The organism is Candidatus Avelusimicrobium stercoris (assembly GCF_002437085.1).
GTDB lineage: Bacteria > Elusimicrobiota > Elusimicrobia > Elusimicrobiales > Elusimicrobiaceae > Avelusimicrobium > Avelusimicrobium stercoris.
The window spans coordinates 1-18,031 of record NZ_DJOA01000039.1 but is presented as its reverse complement, the minus strand read 5'-3'; the positions used below and the strand labels follow the sequence as shown (position 1 = coordinate 18,031).

At 51.8% G+C, this 18,031-nt stretch carries 13 protein-coding genes; 1 reads left to right on the top strand and 12 read right to left on the bottom strand.

Going from position 1 to position 18,031, the window contains the following annotated elements:
- Positions 1-95: 95 nt before the first annotated feature.
- The 7 genes from B2118_RS05905 to B2118_RS05875 form a co-directional block, all read right to left on the bottom strand.
- A complete protein-coding gene (locus B2118_RS05905) occupies positions 96-6,053 on the bottom strand; it encodes an alpha-2-macroglobulin family protein (protein ID WP_428054105.1) in 5,958 nt (1,985 codons plus the stop codon).
- A 96-nt stretch (positions 6,054-6,149) separates the two neighbouring features.
- Complete coding sequence (gene argS / locus B2118_RS05900; RefSeq protein ID WP_428054103.1) at positions 6,150-7,742, bottom strand: arginine--tRNA ligase; 1,593 nt, start codon at positions 7,740-7,742, stop codon at positions 6,150-6,152.
- 6 nt (positions 7,743-7,748) lie between these two features.
- Positions 7,749-8,264 (bottom strand): ribosome silencing factor, encoded by a 516-nt coding sequence (rsfS, locus tag B2118_RS05895; RefSeq protein ID WP_428054101.1) that lies wholly within the window; start codon positions 8,262-8,264, stop codon positions 7,749-7,751.
- Positions 8,265-8,315: 51 nt separating this feature from the next.
- Complete coding sequence (locus tag B2118_RS05890; RefSeq protein ID WP_428054099.1) at positions 8,316-9,188, bottom strand: LytR C-terminal domain-containing protein; 873 nt, start codon at positions 9,186-9,188, stop codon at positions 8,316-8,318.
- A complete protein-coding gene (nadD, locus tag B2118_RS05885) occupies positions 9,158-10,288 on the bottom strand; it encodes a nicotinate (nicotinamide) nucleotide adenylyltransferase (RefSeq protein ID WP_428054097.1) in 1,131 nt (376 codons plus the stop codon). The genes B2118_RS05890 and nadD overlap by 31 nt, the downstream gene beginning before the upstream one ends.
- A 9-nt stretch (positions 10,289-10,297) precedes the next feature.
- Positions 10,298-11,569, bottom strand: coding sequence for a protoporphyrinogen/coproporphyrinogen oxidase (locus B2118_RS05880; protein WP_428054095.1), 1,272 nt, complete (start codon positions 11,567-11,569; stop codon positions 10,298-10,300).
- A 2-nt stretch (positions 11,570-11,571) separates the two neighbouring features.
- Positions 11,572-12,594, bottom strand: coding sequence for an MraY family glycosyltransferase (locus tag B2118_RS05875; protein ID WP_428054093.1), 1,023 nt, complete (start codon positions 12,592-12,594; stop codon positions 11,572-11,574).
- 33 nt (positions 12,595-12,627) lie between these two features.
- Between B2118_RS05875 and B2118_RS05870 the strand changes: the two genes are divergently transcribed.
- The gene (locus tag B2118_RS05870; RefSeq protein ID WP_428054091.1) at positions 12,628-13,257 is read left to right on the top strand and encodes a hypothetical protein; all 630 of its coding nucleotides are present in this window, start codon (positions 12,628-12,630) and stop codon (positions 13,255-13,257) included.
- Between the two features lie 30 nt (positions 13,258-13,287).
- On the opposite strand, the gene B2118_RS05865 is transcribed toward B2118_RS05870, so the two are convergent.
- Genes B2118_RS05865 through B2118_RS05845 form a run of 5 tightly spaced genes read right to left on the bottom strand, consistent with a single transcriptional unit; the run spans position 13,288 to position 17,773 of the window.
- Positions 13,288-14,697, bottom strand: a complete 1,410-nt coding sequence (locus tag B2118_RS05865; RefSeq protein ID WP_428054089.1) for a lipopolysaccharide biosynthesis protein — start codon at positions 14,695-14,697, stop codon at positions 13,288-13,290.
- A gap of 54 nt (positions 14,698-14,751) precedes the next feature.
- Positions 14,752-15,573, bottom strand: a complete 822-nt coding sequence (locus B2118_RS05860; RefSeq protein WP_428054087.1) for a purine-nucleoside phosphorylase — start codon at positions 15,571-15,573, stop codon at positions 14,752-14,754.
- 12 nt (positions 15,574-15,585) lie between these two features.
- Positions 15,586-15,939 (bottom strand): YraN family protein, encoded by a 354-nt coding sequence (locus B2118_RS05855; protein ID WP_428054085.1) that lies wholly within the window; start codon positions 15,937-15,939, stop codon positions 15,586-15,588.
- Positions 15,936-16,577 (bottom strand): ribonuclease HII, encoded by a 642-nt coding sequence (locus B2118_RS05850; RefSeq protein WP_428054083.1) that lies wholly within the window; start codon positions 16,575-16,577, stop codon positions 15,936-15,938. Before B2118_RS05850 ends, B2118_RS05855 begins: the two co-directional genes overlap by 4 nt.
- A gap of 26 nt (positions 16,578-16,603) precedes the next feature.
- The gene (locus B2118_RS05845; RefSeq protein ID WP_428054081.1) at positions 16,604-17,773 is read right to left on the bottom strand and encodes a hypothetical protein; all 1,170 of its coding nucleotides are present in this window, start codon (positions 17,771-17,773) and stop codon (positions 16,604-16,606) included.
- Positions 17,774-18,031: the final 258 nt, after the last annotated feature.

Genomic DNA, 18,031 nt, shown 5'->3' with positions numbered 1-18,031 from the left:
CTTTCATTATAGTATATTCGCAGGTGTTTTTTATACGGATTTACATAAAAAATCCCGGCTTGGCGAAAACCAAACCGGGATAGGTAAAAACAGGCTTATTTATCTACGGTTAAGAGTTCCGTGCCCGTGTGTGCGCCAAATTCGGGCGCGTACATAGACTGCACCTGCGCGGGGAGCGCGCGGAACTTGCCGGATACCGTCGGACGGAGTACATACGAAAGCGTTACCTTGCCTGCCGGAACCCAGTTGATAAAGAAGCGGGTGGCTGCGTCGCGCGTTTCGCGGTAGAGGGATAATTTATCCCACTCCCAGCCGCTGGTTAATTCCTCGCTTTCAAAACCGGCGGGCTTGGGGTCGTCAAGCAAGACGTATTCAAACGCGCTGTCCGTCGTCAGCGTGAGGTGCACTTCCACCTCGTCGCCTACTTTTATTTCGTCCAAATCCTGCACCGGGCGGAGTTTCTGCACGCCGTCTTGCGTAAAGCGCGTAAAATATTCGCGCGTTACGTTGATAACGCCCTTGGGCGAAGCCTTTACGTTGGGCGTTTGGTAAAGCACGGAGAGCGAAGCAAAGTCCGTCATTGCTCCTTGCTTGGCAATCGTGGCCGTTTTGGTTTTTCCATTAATTTGGCGTCCCGTGCGGACGAGTTGCAAGTCCTTGGTCCAGTCCATCGGTTCAAAGGCAAAGCGCTTTTCCTCTCCGGCCCAGTTTACCTGATAGGTTACCGGGAGCGACAGCGCGCCTTTGGCCTTCATTACGTCCAATAAGGTAAACACGGTTTGGGAAGCGGCCTTGGAGTTGTTCCACTCGTTTACTTGGCGGTTAAAGAGCAACCATTGGGTCATAGCGTCCACTTGTGGGGCCTGCGGGCGGATTTCGGTAAGTGCGCGCAGGGTGGCCGTTTGGGTGGTAATGGTGTCGCGGTACCAGACCCAACTTTGCGCTTCGGGGGCAAAATAGGCTCCGGCCAGTTTGTCCTGTTTCATCCGCGAGAGTACCAAGTCCAAATACTGGTTGGCCTTAATATCGTCGCCCAAGCGGTGATAAATGACTGCCGCATATGTTTGCCCGAGGGCCGTCATAAAGCGGGCTTGTTCCCCGGCATAGTCGGCCCAGCGTTTGATGTAGGGCTTGGCTTGGGCAATTTGCGCCCAGTTTTGCGGAAACGCGGAAAGCGTATAAGCCGCATACAGGGCCAAGGAAACAGCGCCCTCACTTCCGGCCTTATCTGCCTTTAATTTTTGCTCAATACGCGGCACGATGTAGGCAATCGCCTGTTTGGCTTCGGCCTGCGGAATTTCCGCACCAAAGGACACCGCAGAGGCGAACGCGTTTAAAGCGTAGAGCGTTAAATAGTCGTCATCCTGTCCGCCCGGGAACCACGCAAAGGCACCGCTTTCGTTTTGGAATTTTTTAAGTTGCGTGAGTTCCTTGTTTAGCGTCTTTTGAACCGTTTCCGGGTTGAACAAGTCCACCAAGTCCGCCGTTTTACTCTGGCGGCCTTGGGCTTGTCTTAACCACGGCGTTTGTTCCAAAAGCGTTAAGCGCAAGGGATCGGTTTCGTTCCAAGCGGCGGTTTGGCCCGTGCGTTTGGGCAGTTTGGAAACCGCTTGTTTAAGTTGCGGATAGGTGGTGTAGAATTGGTGGACCACCGCCAAGGGCGCATAGCGGTTTAACGTGCTGACAAGGTCCTTGTACGGGTTCGTCAGCAGGTTGGGCATTGCGTTAAGTACAGAGAGCGCCAAACTGGGGTTAATTGTAAGCACCGCCGTTTGCATATCAGCGGCGGGAACGTCATTAAGTTCTGTCAGTTCCAGCGTGTTTTGCCCGTTTTTAAGCGCGGTGTTGACCGTAGCCAAGGTGCGCTGGCGGCCTGGATAAACGGGGAGGGTTTTTTGCTCGCCGTCGCTCGCCTTGCCACTGCGGGCCGTGGCGGTAACGCCATAAAGCGCGGGTTCGTTGGGCGCCGTGATTTCCCACGTTACAAATTCCGTAGCGTTTGCGCCCACGGTTACGCGTTTAACGGTGTCCGTCAGGCCGAAATCAGCCAGAGCGTTTACCTGGTCCTTTTGGATAGCAAGGGCCACCTCGGCGGTGAGTTTTTTACCCGTTAAGTTGGTAACGGCGGCTTGCAAAACGCCTTTGTCTCCTTCGCGGTAGAAGCGTGGCATTTGCAGGCGGACCATAAAGTCCTTGCGGGTAACGGTGAAAGCGGTAAACGCGCCGAAATCGGCGTTTTTCGTAAGGGCAAAGCCCAAAATGTTCCAAGCCGTCAAACTCTGCGGCAACGTAAATTTAATCACGCTCTGCCCGTTGACGATAGGCAAGGCCGGGTTAAAATACGCAGTAGCCGCAAAGTTGGTGCGCGGAGCGTCCGCAGAGCCCGCATCATTGGGGGCGGCGGCGGTTTCAAAGACTTCGTCTGCGGAGGTGTCTTCGGCGGCTTCCGCAAAACTTTCCTTATACGTGGCTTTGCTTTCGGCCAGTTGCGGGGCGGACGCCATAGCGGACTTAAACATTATGCCGTTGGCGCGCGAGCGGCCCAACATATGGGGATACGGGCGCACGGTCATTAAGAGGTTGCTTGCTGGCAAGCGGGGCGCGGGTACAAAACCGTTTTCCGTTTTGCCCGTAAAATAGTTGGAAAAATAACCGTTAGATTGGTTTACCGTGCGGTCCGCCGTTTGGGCGTTCTGCGGGTAGAGTGCCTGCGCCGAAAGCGCGTGCTCCGGCTTGGCGTAATAATCCAAGGATTTGTCATACACCGTCAGGCTGGCCTGGCCTTGCACGGGGCGGCCGGAAGCGTCCTTAACGGTCAGTTTCCAAGCGGTTTCCTGGCCGGGGCGGACCTCGTTGGGCACGTCAATAACGGCGGTCAAATCTTTGTTATTAAAGGGTACTTTTACCGTGGCTTGGCCTTGGTGGAACGTGTAGTTGCTGGCCCCAAACCAAGCAAGCGCAAGCCCGCCGCGTTCCTCTTGCTCCACCGGGAACGTGTAAACCGACACGCCGCCGGGCAGTAAATCCTTGCGCGTGAGGAAGGTTTCCCCGCGATAGACTTCTACGCGTTTGGAACCCGTTAAGTTACCAGCACCCAACAGCACGCGCGCGGTTTCCCCAGGGTAATACGTATCCCGCTGGAAGAGCGTAACATCCGGCAGTTGCAACTGGGAGCGGGTGTCCGCCACTACAAATACCATACTTTGCGTGCCAGATTTGTCGGCCTTTAAGGTCAGGCGGTAAACGCCTTCCGGCAGAGCGGGCAAGGATAACACTTGCTCCCCAGCCTTTTTAAAGGAAATATCCCGCGTGAAAGCGGTTTTAACTTCCTTGGCGTTTTTGAATTGGTTTTCCAAGGTATTAACCGGGCGCGGATAGAAGCGGTCGTCCTCTTGCGTTTTCGGTAAGGTGTTTTCCAGCAAGGATACCTTTACGGAAACTTTGCCCGTTACGGCGTTGCCGTCTGCGTTTGTAAGCGTGAGGCGGGCAAAGTCGGACGTTTGGGTATTGGCGTCGTAGAAGCCTTGCGTAAAGTCCAGTTTAAAGAGTTTGGCAAGCGTGCTGACCGTAAAGGCCTTTTGGGTGCTGATAGCACGGCCGCTTTCGTCCAACACTTCGGCTTTAACGATGTATTTGGCAAAGGTTTCGTCCTTTTCCTGCTGGCGCGGGGTAAAGGTAATTTTAAAGGAACCCTTGTCATCCGTTTTGGCGGTACCTTGGGCGACCACCTTGTCGCCGTCCGAAGGCGGCAGGACCTTCCACCAATAGAAGGGGGGCAAATAGTCCTGGCGGGTTACCGTATAATTAATGGCGGCGCCGGCCAAGGGGGAACCAAAGTAATACTGGGCTTGGCCCGTTACCGTGGTTTCCTTGTTGTATTCGCGGGTTGTGCCGTCGGCGGACAAGGTGATTTCGTAATCTGGGCGTTTGTATTCCTCCACCTGGAACGACTGGTAGGTGCGGTAAGTGTGTTTGTTAGCCGTCAAAGAGGCCTGGATTTGAAAATACCCCAGCATAGGGTTATCCGGCAGGGTAAATTCGGCCTGCGCAGTGCCCATAGCGTTGACGGTGGGGCGGGCGGTAAAAACGGTGTTGCCCGAAGCGTCCGATACCTTAATTTCCACGCGGTGGTTGGGCAAAACTTTTAACCCGCGCGGCAAGGTTTCAAAGGCGTTTAGCGAGAGATAAACCTTTTCGCCGGGGCGGTAAATGGCGCGGTCCGTTTGCAGGAACATACGCACGGGCTCGTTATTGTAAAAATGGAAATAGAGCGCGGGCGTAAAGGCGCGGCTGCCGTCCTTTTCGGCCAGCGGACTAATGAAATAGTTGTTATTTGTGTTGCGGGTGGTGCTGACCGTAATGGGGCGCACAAACGCGGCGGAGCCGTCGGCCTGTGTGGCGGCCTTTTGGCGGTTGCCTTTCCAGGTGGTGATAATATCCAAATTGACGTTTCCTTCCGCCATACCCGTTTTTAAGTTGGCGGTATATATACGGAAGACATTGGGGCGGAAGGTTTGCGTTTTGCCAGACAGGGTGGCGACGTATTTATCCGGGGTGTCCTCAATGGCTCCGGTAACGAACAAGGCCAAATCGGTGGCGTTTAAAACGGCCCCTTGCACGGGCGCGGAAGCGGCGTCAAAGGATGCGTCGTAACTGGCCAGTACAAAGTAGAAACCGTTTTCCAACGCGGGGAGCGCCACTGTGCCCTTTTGCTCAAAATACGGGCGTTCGTATGTTACGGGTGCGGAAGCGGCTTTATACGGGGCGCGGGAAAGCACTTCCTGTATGTTTTTGCCGGATAAACGCGTGAGGAAATCCCACGAGTTGACGGTGCGGCCCACTTGGCCCGCGCGGTAAAATTTTAATAGTTCCTCGTAAGAGGTTTTATATACGCGTACAAATACTTCTTTGGCGTTTCGGGCCGTGAAAGAGAGTTCTATTTTTTGCGGATTAACGGCCTTGGGTAAGGCGTTAAAGGAAAGTTCCTTTTGCAAAATTTGTTTTTCTAGCCGGGCGCATTGGGTGGCGTAGTAGCCGTTATTTAAGCCCTTGCCAAAGCGGGCAATTTTGAGGGCTTCTTCGCGGTCTCCTCCGCGGTTCCACAAAAGTTCGGCGGCCTGATAGGCGGCGTACGAGCGGCCGTAGTCGGTGTTATCGGCCGATACATAGCCTTTAATTTTATTCCAAAAGCCCATTGTTTGCGGGGTAAGACCGCTGATGACGTTTAACTGGCTGACGGCGGTGTTAAGGGCTTTTTCTTTGTTTTTAAGTTCAAAAAAGCGGCCCTGCGTAAAGGGCAATAAAATAAAATCGGTCTGCCAAAATATTTTGGCGTTTTGGCGGCCTTTTCCGTCTAATAAATAGGCGGTTTTGAGGAGGTAAGCCAACTTTTCGGCCTGTTCCTTTTGCTGGGGGGAAACCGTGGCGTAACCGTCTAAAAATTCTGCGTTTTCCAGCCGGGCGAGCGTTACGGGCTTTTGCGCGGTTAAGTGGCGCTGCCACTCAAAAACTACATAGTCAAACAGCGTGGGGATACGCTGTGTGTCGGTTGCCTTTACGTTTAAAATGAGGGTTTCGCGCTCAATCGGGGCGTTGATAAGGGCGGCGCGCATAGCCCAAAGCGTTTCGTAATCTTGGGTGATGCGGGCTTCCCACTCATCCTTGGTCCAGGCTTCGGGGTCGTTTTGCGCGTCCTTAGAGTCTATTTGCCGTTCGTTTAATAACCGGCGGTAAACCGAGGAGGTTTGGCCCGACAATTGGATACGGTAGAGCAAAAAGCGCGCCTTCCACAAATCGTTTTCCGGCAGGGTGTAACCCCAAATGGTTTTGGCGGCGTTTAAATATTCGCCCAAGCCAAATTGGCAAGCGGCGTAGCGCAGTTGGGCGTGCAGGCGTTCGTCGCCTGTGGCGGATTGCATTAATTGTTTGTATTGCGCAAGGGCGGCCACGTAGTCGCCTTTTTCAAAGGCGTCCTCGGCCTTGGGCAAACTTTGCGCCCCTAGCGCAAGCGGCAAAAGCAAAACGCCTAAAATAAGATGGAGTGTTTTTTTCATATAATTCCCCTTTATATAAAAAGTGCCAGAGATGAAAAATCTCCGTCCGCCAGAGGGGGATAGAGATTTTTCGTTCTGTTTGTAATTCGTCCGGGCTTACATTTGTTCCGGCGCGCTGACGCCGATAAATTCCAGCCCTTTTTTAATCCGTTCCGCCACCCGTTGGCAAATAAACAAACGGGATTTGGTTTGTTCCAGATTGTTCTCGTCCAGCACGCGGCAGGTGTCGTAGAACGCGTGGAACAGGCCCGCCAATTCAACCAAATAAGTAGTCAAATGGTGGGGGCTTAAATCTGCAATGCAGTTGCGCAGGACGTGTTTGAGCCAAATCAGTTTTAACAAGAGGGCTCTTTCCTGCGGGGCCAGCGGAGTGGTAATGCCGTTGTAGTCGGTAATGCCCATTTCCGCCGCGGCTTTAAAGATAGAGTGAATACGCGCGTGGACGTATTGCACATAGAAAACCGGGTTTTCGTTGGTTCGTTTTTTTGCTAGGTCCATATCAAACATCATATGGGCGTTGGGGGTGCGGCTGGCAAAGAAGAAGCGGCATACGTCCGTGCCTACTTCGTCCATTAATTCGCGCAGGGTAATAAAGCGGCCCGCGCGCTTGGACATTTTTACCTGTTCGCCGTTTTCAATTAAGTGCACCAGTTGGTGGATAATCGGTACAAAGGTGTTTTCTTCGTGGCCCAAGGCGTGTACGGCGGCCTTCATACGCGGCACATAGCCGTGGTGGTCGGCGCCTAAAATATCAATTAAGGTATCATAGCCGCGGTCGTATTTGTTTTTGTGATAGGAAATATCGGCCAAAAAATACGTCGGGCGGCCGTCGTGGCGCACGAGTACGCGGTCCTTGTCGTCCTGTGCTTCGGAGTCCTTGGTTGAGCCGAACCAAACCGCGCCGTCTTTTTCGTAGGTGTAACCCTTGGCCGTTAAGGCTTCCAAGGCTTTTTGCGGGGCGTGTTCTTTATGCAGGTCCGATTCGCGGAACCAGCGTGTAAAATCAACGTGGAAATCTTTCATATCCTGCTGTTGGGTTTTGATTAACTCTTCCATTGCCCAGCGGCCGTATTGGTCTTCGGGCAGGTCAGCGGGGATACGCTTGGCTAAATCAATTAAGTAAGAGCCGTGATAGCCGTTTTCCGGCGGTTCCTTGCCCTCTTTGCGGGCCTTGACGGAAATCGCCAACAGTTCGGCCTGGTTGCCCGCGTCGTTGACGTAATATTCGCTGTCGCAGGAGTAGCCCAAGGCGCGGTGGATTTTAACCAAACTGTCGCCCAAACTGGCCCCGCGGCCGCTGGCAACGTGCAAGGGCCCGGTGGGGTTGGCGGAGACAAATTCAATTAAAATATTGTGTTTGGAGGTTTCGGCATTGCGGTCTTTAATGCGGCGGTCGGAGGCGCAGGTGATGATAAAATTGTCCTCCAACTTTAAATTGATAAACCCCGGCGGGACGGCTTGCGCATCGGCAATGCCGGTCAGTTCGCGCAGGACCTTGCAGGCCTCTTTGGCGATTTCCAGCGGGTTTTTATGTAACTTTTTGGCGGCAGCCATTGCCCACACGAGCGAAATGTCCGCCCCGGTATGGGCGGGCGCGGGGGCAAATTCCACTTCGGGCAATTCAGAGCCCTTAAAGCAGTCCGCGTTGGCGAGTTTTAAAGTGATGTCTTGTTTTAATTTTTCTAGCATAAGAGGTTATTTCGTTTTAGCGGTTTTTTTCGTCGTTTTTTTAACGGTAGTCTTTTTAGCAGCGGTTTTTTTGACAGCCGCTTTTTTGGCCGTGGTCTTTTTGGTGGCCGTTTTTTTAGTAGTTGTTTTCTTGGACACAGCCTTTTTGGCGGGAGCCTTTTTTACCGCTTTTTTAACAGGTTTTTTATAGTCAATTTCTTTACCGAAACTGAAAATCTTATCAAGCGCATAGAAATCGCGCGCTTCCGGGGTCATAATATGGGCCAAAAAGCCGCCGTAGTCGCTCACGCGCCACAGATTGCTTTCGCCGCCGTCGCGGTTGGCTTTGTAGTAGCCCAGTTCTTTTAATTTTTTGCTGATTTCTTCTTCCACCGCGTCCAAATGCGGCTTGGAGGTGGCGGATACGATTAAAATATAATCGCACAGCGAAGAAAGTCCGCACAAATCTATTACTTTAATATTCTCGGCCTTTTTGTCATCGGCAATTCTTGCCGCCAGGCACACGAGTTCTTTGGTATCCATAAACCACCTCTGCAAATAACGTTATAACTGCAATAAAATTAGTCTAGCATTTTAGAGCGGCATTTCAAAGTCCTTGCCCAAGATAATGCGCGTATCGCATATTACGTTGGGGGAGGAATCGGTCTTGATTTCGCCGTTTATGCCGATAGCGCGGCTTAACTGTTTTACCTGCACCAGCCGCCCGCTGTAATCCACGATAGAGGATGTTTCCTGCAATGTGGGGTAATTGTCGTACTGCAATACATCTACGCGCAAAAGGCCCTTGGCGTTTTGTTCGCGCAAAAATTGGGTTAATTTAAGGGCAAGCCCGCGCTGGCCGGAAGCGTTTAAAATTTCCACCACTATGGGGCGGTCCTTTTGTGCCAGAGGAGCCATATCCTCTACCAAAGGCACCACCGGGGCCTGTTGTTTAGCCTTTTTAGCGCGTTTGGAGGACGGGGGGAGTTTTAGCGCAAAATCGGCGGCTTCCAACTGCGTAAGTTCTAGGGCGATAAGCGTAAACTCCGCCGGGGTCAAATCGGTGCGTTTATCGTGCCAGGCCGTAATGTATTCCCAGACCGCCTGCCCGATAATAAGCGGGTTGTAGCGCCAGGTGTTTAAGGCCTCTTTAAAAGCGTTCCAGGCTTGCTCTCTGTCAGAAATTTCGGGGGTAAAAAATTTGGCGTGGCGTAACGGTTTGCAGGCGTGCGGGGCGCACTTGTCTGCGCGCACGCTGATAGCCGCCTTGCGCGTGGAAGGATTATAAGAAATATCCATCGCGGGCGAGGTCAGCACCGATAAATGTATGGTGTCCTTGGCCCGGGTGGTTAAAATTTGCACCGTGCGCGAGGTAAGTTGCGCCCAAATGCCCCACGCAAATAACGCCGTGGCGAGGAGCATCAGGCACCGCTCGGTTATTTTTCTTGCTTTATTAGATGGTTCCATAAGTTTGTTCCCAGCGGGCAAAGCCATTTTTGCGAGTCAATGGTAAACAAGAGTTTGCGGTTGGCCGCATAGAGCAGGGCTTTATTCAAATCCTGTAAGGCCAAATTGCGGATAACAAATGCATCCTTGTACTTGCGGTCCTTGGAGGAAATATCCGCCACGAACAGAATTTTGGAAAGCGTGCTCATATGCAAACTGCCCAAGGTGTGTTCGGCAATGGCACGGATAACGTCCTTATTGGTTACGCCGAACTCGTGCTGCGCGAGCCACGCCGAAACGTAACTGTGCAACAAACTGGGCTCCATACGGCAAATATCTTCAAAAAACGGTACTTTTATTTTATGCTCTTTGCAAAAGGCGATGAGTTCCGGGCCGGAAAAGCCTTTGCCCGCGTCGTGCATAATGCCCGCCTTGACGGCGAGTTCTACATTTACGTCGTAAATATCGCTAAATGCGGCGGCCATTTCCGCCACGTTTTTAGAGTGCAAATAGCGGTTGGGCTTTAAATGGGCTTTTAGCCAGGTGTGTACGTCCAAGCCGTAGAGGTGGTTTTCTCGGATAGTCGGGGCGATGACCTCGGGAACGGTATCCGGCACGTCGCCGCAGGCCAAAATGTGCGCGCGGACGCGGCTGGACGAGAGTTTAGGGAAAAATCCCGGCAAAAATAAGTGCCTGAACTGGGCCGGATTTTCGTTATATCCCTTGCGTTTTCCCGCCACTACGACGGCGTTTTCAAAAATGTAATCGGGGTTCTTCCAATTATGCAAATCGTTTAAGCAGTCCGTGCCCACCAGCAGGTAAATTTCCGGGTTATCATAGCGTTTTTTAAGGTATTGCACCAACTGGTAAGTATAGGTTTTGCCGCCTTGTTTGAGTTCGTAATCGTCAAACACGATATTTTTGCCAAAGCCCGCAAACGCCTGTTTAAGCATCTTCATCCGCAGGCGGAAGGGAGTGGGAGATTTGGCTTTAAAGGGGGAGTGATAGGCCGGAACGATATGCGCAACATCGGGCGCGATGACCTTCATCGCGCGGCGAAACAAAGAAACGTGGCCTTTGTGTACGGGGTCAAAACTGCCGCCAAAAACGAGAACTTTCATAACACCTCATTATACAAGTTTTTTGGCTAATTCCAAGCCCTCTAAAAGGGATTTTTCCATAAAGGAATACTCCCATTTGCCGTACCGTCCCGCACAAAAACACCCGCGCCCGGCCAACGCCTTTAAAGCTTGGCTAACGGCGCTTGCGCGGAATTTGTCATAAACGGCGTAGGCGTAAGGCAAGGACTGCCAGAAGGAAAATAAAACGTCGTCGCTTTCTTTTATTATACCTTTTTGGGCTAATGCCTTCCAAATGCGCGCTTCGCCCGCTTGGGTGTGCGGGTAATCCCCGGGCAGTTCCACATAAAAGGCGCTTACGCCCTTGGGCGCGTTGACGGGGGAAAAACCGCTTTGCAGGCCGATACGGTAAAAGGGGTCCTGTTTATCGGGAAAATAAATCCAACTAAACGGTTTTACCTGGCGCTTAATGGCAAAATTATAAACCGCAACCTGCGTGTGAACCAGTTTGTCTGCCAGCGCGGCAAGTTCCGCTTCCCCGGTTAGGCGCAATAGTTCAGGCAAGGGCAAGGTGTTTACCAAATAGTCAAAGGAAATTGTTTTACCCTTGCATTGGGCGGTTTTGCGGGTTAAATCTACGCGCGTAACGGGCGTATTTAGCGATAAATGCGTAATAGAGCGGGTTAGAGCGTCTGTAAGGGCCCCGCATCCGCCGCGTGCCGGGTAATAAAAATACGCATTGTAGCCGTAAGATTTTGTAGGCGGCTTGACGGCACTTTTTAACACCTCATCCACCGTGGGGGTGGGCACGAAAGAGCCGCACCAGTCGCAAGTCATCTCTTGCGGGTCGCGGCCCCACAGTTTGGTGTTATAGGGACGCATAAAAACTTGATATACGCCGGGGCCGAAGGCGTTTAAGCACCACTCCTTAAAGTTTTTAGGGGCGGTTTTGGGTGTTTGGGCGCACGCGAGCAGGCCGTTTACACATTGTTGGCGTTCTGCTTCGGGCAGGGCAAATAAATTAGCCTGAAAGGGAAACGGTACGCGGGCGGACCCGGTGTAAATCCAGGCGCGCCTTTTTAAACGGCGCAAATTTGCCCCCAGCAGGCTCTTTACCAGTTGTTTGCCCTGCTTGGTGTGCAGGTGCAGCAGGTGGCCGCTAAAATCAAAGGTACAGCCGTTTATCACTTGGCTTTTGCATAACCCGCCCGGGGTGCTTTCCTTTTCTGCTAACAGGTAGTCCGTTTGGCCCGCTTTTTCCAAGTGGTAAGCAGTGGAAAGCCCGGTCAGCCCGGCGCCTAAAATAAGAGTTTTAACGTGCATAATTAATCCGCCGGAAGTTTAAGTAAATAAAGTGTCAGCCCAACAGCCGCTACGCCCGCCGCGGCAAAAAGCCCGATGACGGTAGAAAACCCCGCGCGGGTGAGGCCCCACGCGCAGGCGTTGCACAAAAGCCCCGCGCCCGCAAACGCGGCCACAATATGCCCCGGCTTCCACCCGGCTTTTTTTAGCCGCAGGGCGATATGGTCCGGGCTGCCCTTTAAGGGGTTTTTGCCCTTTAACAGACGCGCCAAACTGACAAAGCCCGTATCAAACAAGGGAACCGCCAAAATAAAAAGCGGAGCCAAAAAACCCCAGTCCGTGTGGCCGCTGTACCCGGTGCCAATGGATAAAGAAGCCACCATAAAGCCGATAAAGGTGGAACCGCTGTCGCCCAGAAAGATTTTTTTGCGGGCGTGGTTATACGGCCAAAAGGCAAGGCAGGCGCCCAATAGGGATAAGGCCGCAAAATTGACATAGACATATTCGCCGGGAAGCGCAATAAACGTTAGACCCAAGGTGCAGATAACGCCTTGGCTTACGCACAGGCCGTCCATAATATCCAGCAGATTAAAGGCGTTTGTCAGCCCGGCCACCCACAAAAACGTAAGCGGCCACGCGAGCCACGGGGAAGGAAACACGCGTATTACAATGCCATAGTAAATAAGCGCCGCTACCGCCGCCAGTTGCACTAGGAGTTTTAGGGCGATTTTTACGCCCTTAGGTTTATTTAAATCGTCTATGAGTCCCAACAGAAAAACGAGCAGTCCTCCCAAGCAAATGCCGCGCAGGGTGTGCAAGGTTCCGCTTGGAAAGGCGGTTGTCAGGCGGATAAAAACCAGCCCGGATATCATCCCTAAAAAAACGCCACACCCGCCCAATACCGGCACGGAGCCCTGGTGTGTTTTCAGCCCACCGGGTACGTCCAAAAACGCCCGCGCGGCCACCCGGCGCAAAAGCGGCAAAACGCCCGCGCAAACCACGCCCGAAACAATACCGGCCAGCAGATAAAGGACAAAAGGTTTCATAATATTTATAATATCATAATAAGGAGATAGGATATGCTTAAAAGAATTTTAACATTTTCGTTAGCCGTATGGCTTTGCGCGTGTACGGGGGGGCAAATCAAACAAATTCCGCCCGAGGTGTGCTCCTATAAAAAAGTGGATTTCTTTATTGGCGGGCGAACGCAGGCGGCGTTTAAGGCCGTGGGCCAAATGAACGAGGACTATGTAGAGGGCGTTTTGCGCATTAAAAAAATCGGCGACGGGGATTATGACGTTCTGCTAATGACCGGGGCCGCCTACAAGGTGCTGCACGCCACCGTCAGCCCCGAGGGAATTGCCTACCGCTATTTGTTTAAAGACGCCGATACCGCCGTGGTGCGCGGGCGCATTACGCAATTTTTAAATTTGCTCCTGTCGGATGCGGGTTCTTTTCAAAAACGCCGCGTAAAAGACGGCGAAACCACGCTTACTTACCAAGGGCGCAATGCCAAGGAACGCTTCTTATACCGCGAAGGGGAATTTTATCCTTATGCGGCCCAGTCGGTAACGGTATTAAATACCGCAGATTTATTTTACGATGAATATGCCTTGTTGGATGATATAGGCGAAGTGAGCGTGCCGCACATTTTGGTATATAAAGACGGCAACATCACGCTGGATTTGACGTTAATCAGTTTACGGTAATAAAAAGCCCGGCGTAGCAGCCGGGCTTTTTTAGGCCTTCCTTAAAAAGAGATACATCCACCCGGGGTATAGGGTAAGCAAAATCACTTCCGCCCACACGCTGCCGCCGAAATAGCGGACAATACCCACCGTAGCCAAGCAGACGAGCAACATCCCGGCCAATTTTTTGTATTCGTAGGGAATAGGATAAACCTTCTGCGTAAAGGCAAATAATGCGGCGGCCATTACCGCGTAACTGACGGCTACCGCCCATCCCGCGCCCAAAATGCCGATATGCGGCACCAGCGTTAGGTTTGTCGTAATGCTGGCGGCGGCCCCCAAGAGGGTAATCCACATTAAAACCCGCGTTTTTTTGGTAATGACGGGCCCTACCATAAAGTTAATATACAGCCCGTAGAAGAAATACCCCGTTACAATCAGCGGAATAATGGAAAGCCCGCCCCAATAGTTGGGCCCGATTAAGTGGAAATTGCCGAAAATATTGCTTTGGATAATGTCCGGCATTAAAAAGGAAATCCCCAGCAAAAACCACGAGCCGAGCGCAAAAAAGAACGATAGCACCTTGGCAAAGGTATCTTTGGCGTCCGAATCCTTGGCGTGCGCCAAAAAGAAAGGCCGCCACGCTTGGTCAAACATAGACACCAAAAGCATCATAAAAACGCCTATTTTAAAATTCGCCTGATAAATGCCCACCTGCTCCGTACCCACCAAATGCACCAAAATAGGCTTATCAATCACGCTGACGAGCAGGCTCGCTACCCCGGCGGGCACAAAGGGCCACGCAAAGGACCACATTTCTTTTTGCAGTTTCCAGTCAAAGGCAAAGGGATTGTGCCCCTTTAATTCACCCCACCAAACGGGTGTTAAAATAACCAGCGAGGCCAGCGACGCCCCGATATTGGCCCACAAAATGAAGTTCGGCCCCCGGTGCAAGACCGCCAAAAACAGCACATTTAGCGCGACGTTTATCACAATGGAAAACGCCCGCACGCCCGCAAAATACCACGCCCGCCGCTCCAAGCGCAACTTGGTAAAGGCAATCATATTTAGCACGTCTAAAAATAAAATCGCGGCGGCCAGGTGAAAGAGCCCAAAATTTTCGCCAAGCCCCCACCAAAGGGAAACTTGGGGGGCAAACGTGTACAGCAACCCGCCCAGCACCAGGGCATTGGCCAAAACGCCGTAAAAGCATTGGCGGAAGACCTTGTGTTTGTTGTCGGCTTCGCTCGCAAAGCGCAGATAACTTTGGTCCAACCCAAATAAAAATACCACGCTCAAAAGCGCAATGGCCGCAAATACGGTGGCAATCGCGCCGTATTGCGTGGGTTGTAAATAATAGGTGTAAAAGGGAACTAAACAGAAATTAAGCAGCCGGGCCAGCACCGTGGAAGTGCCGTAGATAAGGGTTTCTTTGCCGAGCCGTTTGATGTCCTTAGCCATAAAAACAAAAAAATCCGCACGGGCTTTTTATATACCCGTGCGGATAAATAATCCTTATAATTTGACGAACAAGATTTCCAGCAATTTTTTGAATTTGCCTTCAATTTTCTTCGTTTCGCTGATGGTTTGCGCGTGGGAAAGCGGCTTTTTTTCAATGCCGCAGCCCATATTGCTTACCCAAGCAAGGCCCAATACGCTAATGCCGCATTGGCGCGCTACCAACACTTCCGGCACTACGGACATACCGACGACCGTCGCACCCCATTTTTTGAACATTTGGATTTCGGCCGGGGTTTCAAAGTTCGGACCCGTAGCCGCCAAATATACCCCTTCGCCCGCGGTTACACCCGCTTTTTTGGCGGCGGCGAGGGCTACCTTGCGCATACCCTTGTCGTACGCTTCGGAGAGGTCAAAGAACATCGGGCCAAAGGCCGGGTCGTGGTTGCCAATGAGGGGGTTATTGCACATAAAGTTAATGTGGTCTTTGAGCACGCACAGAGCGCCGGGTTTCAATTTAAGGTCCATAGAACCGACGGCGGCAGAGACCAAGAGTTTTTCCACGCCGAGCATTTTTAAGGTGCGGATAGAAATAGCCAAATCCTTCATTGCGTGTCCTTCGTAATAGTGAAAGCGGCCCTGCATTACCACAATGTTGCGGCCTTTATAGACGCCGAAAATCAAATTGCCGCTGTGGCCGGGCACGGTGCTTTGCAAGAAACCGGGAATAGACGTATAAGGAATTTTTACTTCTTTTTCCAAAGGCGGTATGGAACCGGCCAAACCGGACCCGGTGATAAGAGCAATTTCGGGCTTAAAGTTCTTCGTTTTTTTGTTGATATAAGCGGCTGCTTTTTTTACCTGCGCGAGTTGAGTCATATTCCCTCCAAGTTACATTGTCGTCCGTGCCGGGATGAACGCATTTTCTATTTGTTCTATCTTTTCCGGCAGAACGCAGACTACATCAAATCTAATACTATCAAATTTTAAGCCCTTTGCTTTCAAATAGGCTTGGGCCGTAAGCGCGACTTTCCTTTGTTTGGCCGGGGTAACCGCCATAAGCGGCCCGCCAAAGGCCGTGTACGCGCGCGTTTTTACTTCTACAAACACCAAGGTTTTTTTATCCTGTGCAATGATGTCAATCTCGCCGTACGGGGCGGAAAAATTACGCTCCAACAGGCGGTAGCCCTTGTTCTTTAAAAACTGTGCGGCGCGCTCTTCGCCCGCTATCCCCAAGGTATTCACGGCAAAATGGACGGCGCCAATAGTTTGCGCACCGGGGCGAACGAACGGCGGTGCTCCGGGCACGGACCCAAGCGGCGCAAGGCGTCCATATGCTTGGCCGTTCCGTAGCCCTTGTGCCCGGCAAAATCGTAACCGGGATATAATTTATCCAGCACGGCCATATAGTGGTCCCTGGTAACTTTGGCTACAATGCTGGCGGCGGCAATCGCCAAGGATTTGGCGTCCCCGTCTATAATGGGCTGTTGGTTGGCTTCCAACCCGCCAATGGGATAAGGCCCGTCCACCAGCACGACGGAATTGGGGATATGTTCAAATTTTTTGAAGGCGCGGCGCATAGCCAAAAAGGTGGCCTGCAAAATGTTTAAGCGGTCAATTTCGGCGGCGGAAGCAAAGCCCACGCCAAAGGCCGCATCTGAGGTCTGCAAGCGTTTAAAAAGTTCCTCTCGTTTTTTTTCGGTTAATTTTTTGCTGTCGTTTACGTCGGTAAAGTCCGCCGCGGCCGCAGGAGGGATAAAGCAGGCGCACGCCACTACGGGGCCAGCCAGGGGGCCGCGCCCGGCTTCGTCCACCCCGATAATAAAGTTGCACTCGGTGCGGAGCGCCTGTTGTTTGTCAAAGTTAAATAGGGGACTTATCATAACAGTATTATAGCAATATTTCCCCGTCAGAAAATAGGCTGTTGCAAAATCGTTACGCGGCTATCCCCGCGGTAGAAATTAACCGGGTTTTGGATAAACTGCTTGTACAGATATTCATCCCGTTTATAATTAGGCAGGCTGGCGGGCTTGGCTATCGGAATAGAGAGGTTGAAATTGACCGTTTCCTTCACCTCTTGGCCTTGCTGGTTGACGATAGTGCCGGTGCGCATTTCGTTTAAGTGCAAGTGCAATTTTTCCGGGCGGGAATATTCGTGCGTGGTAATGCGCAGGCGCAGGGACTTGTCTTTATTATAAAGGGCAAGTGCCTTGGCCTTGGCATCAAAAACCACGGTTATCGGGTCGCGGAAATGTTTTTCGCCGTTGATTAAATAGCGGTACAAGTGCGGCAGAAATTCCAGCGGACCGCTATAATTATAAACATCAAATTCCTGCCCGTTGCCCACGGTGAATTTGCTGTTTAAATTGACGTGGCGGATACCGTGCTTGGGGTGTTTGGGCGTTAAGAATTTTTCAAAAGAAAAGACCAAATCCCGCGCGTTAAAATTTTTAGCCGTCAAGCGGGAAATATCGTTTGTAAAGCGCACGCGCAAGGTGGCTTGGTGCGCATTGGGGGAGAAGACCTTTTGGAATTGGGTGCGGTTTTCCGCCAGAAAGCGCAGGCGTTTTAAAAAGCGCAGTTCCAAATCCCGGTTATTTTGCTGTTCCACACGCTTAAAGAGTTGTGTCAAATGGGGGGTAAGAATATAAAAATATTTTTTGTAATAGGTGGAAGCAAATGCTTCAAACATACTGGGTTTATTATATTTGTCCGTGAGTGCCCACCATTGGCGCAGGGCCTCGGTCGGGTTTTTATTCCCTTTCAGCAGTTCTTTGATATGCTGGTGCGGGCTCATCGGCATCCGGCGGGATAAGGCTTGCCCGGCGGCTTGGGTTTGCGCAGCCAGTTTGGCGTTTATTTTGGCGGTTTGGGCGGCTATTCTGCCCGAATTGAGCGCGGTTGCTTGTTGTGCGGCGCGTACGGCGGCTTTTTCTGCCGGGATTACCGGGGTAACCTTGGCGGCTTTAACGGCGCGGCGTGCCGAGCGGAAGCCCTTTTGCGCACGGACGGGCAGGGCGGAACTGAATAAAAAGAAAGCGAGAAACAGCGAAATAATTTTTGCGGTGCGTGTGTTCATACTAACAGTATAACACGGGAGTTTTGCAAAAAGAAAGGGCTAAAAGGCCTAGGCGGCCCCTAGGCCCTTTTGTGCCGAAAGGAAATGGAAAGAGGGCTCTTGTGTTATTGTTTTTGCCGTCATCCTGGAAAGTCTTGGTGGGCCGCCAATTCCTTGGGGCTGACGGCTTTATTAAAATAGAGGTCATTCTGAACTTGTTTCAGAATCTACCTTATGGGTAGTGGTTGTTATTTAACGAAGTCATACTGGAAGGTTTCT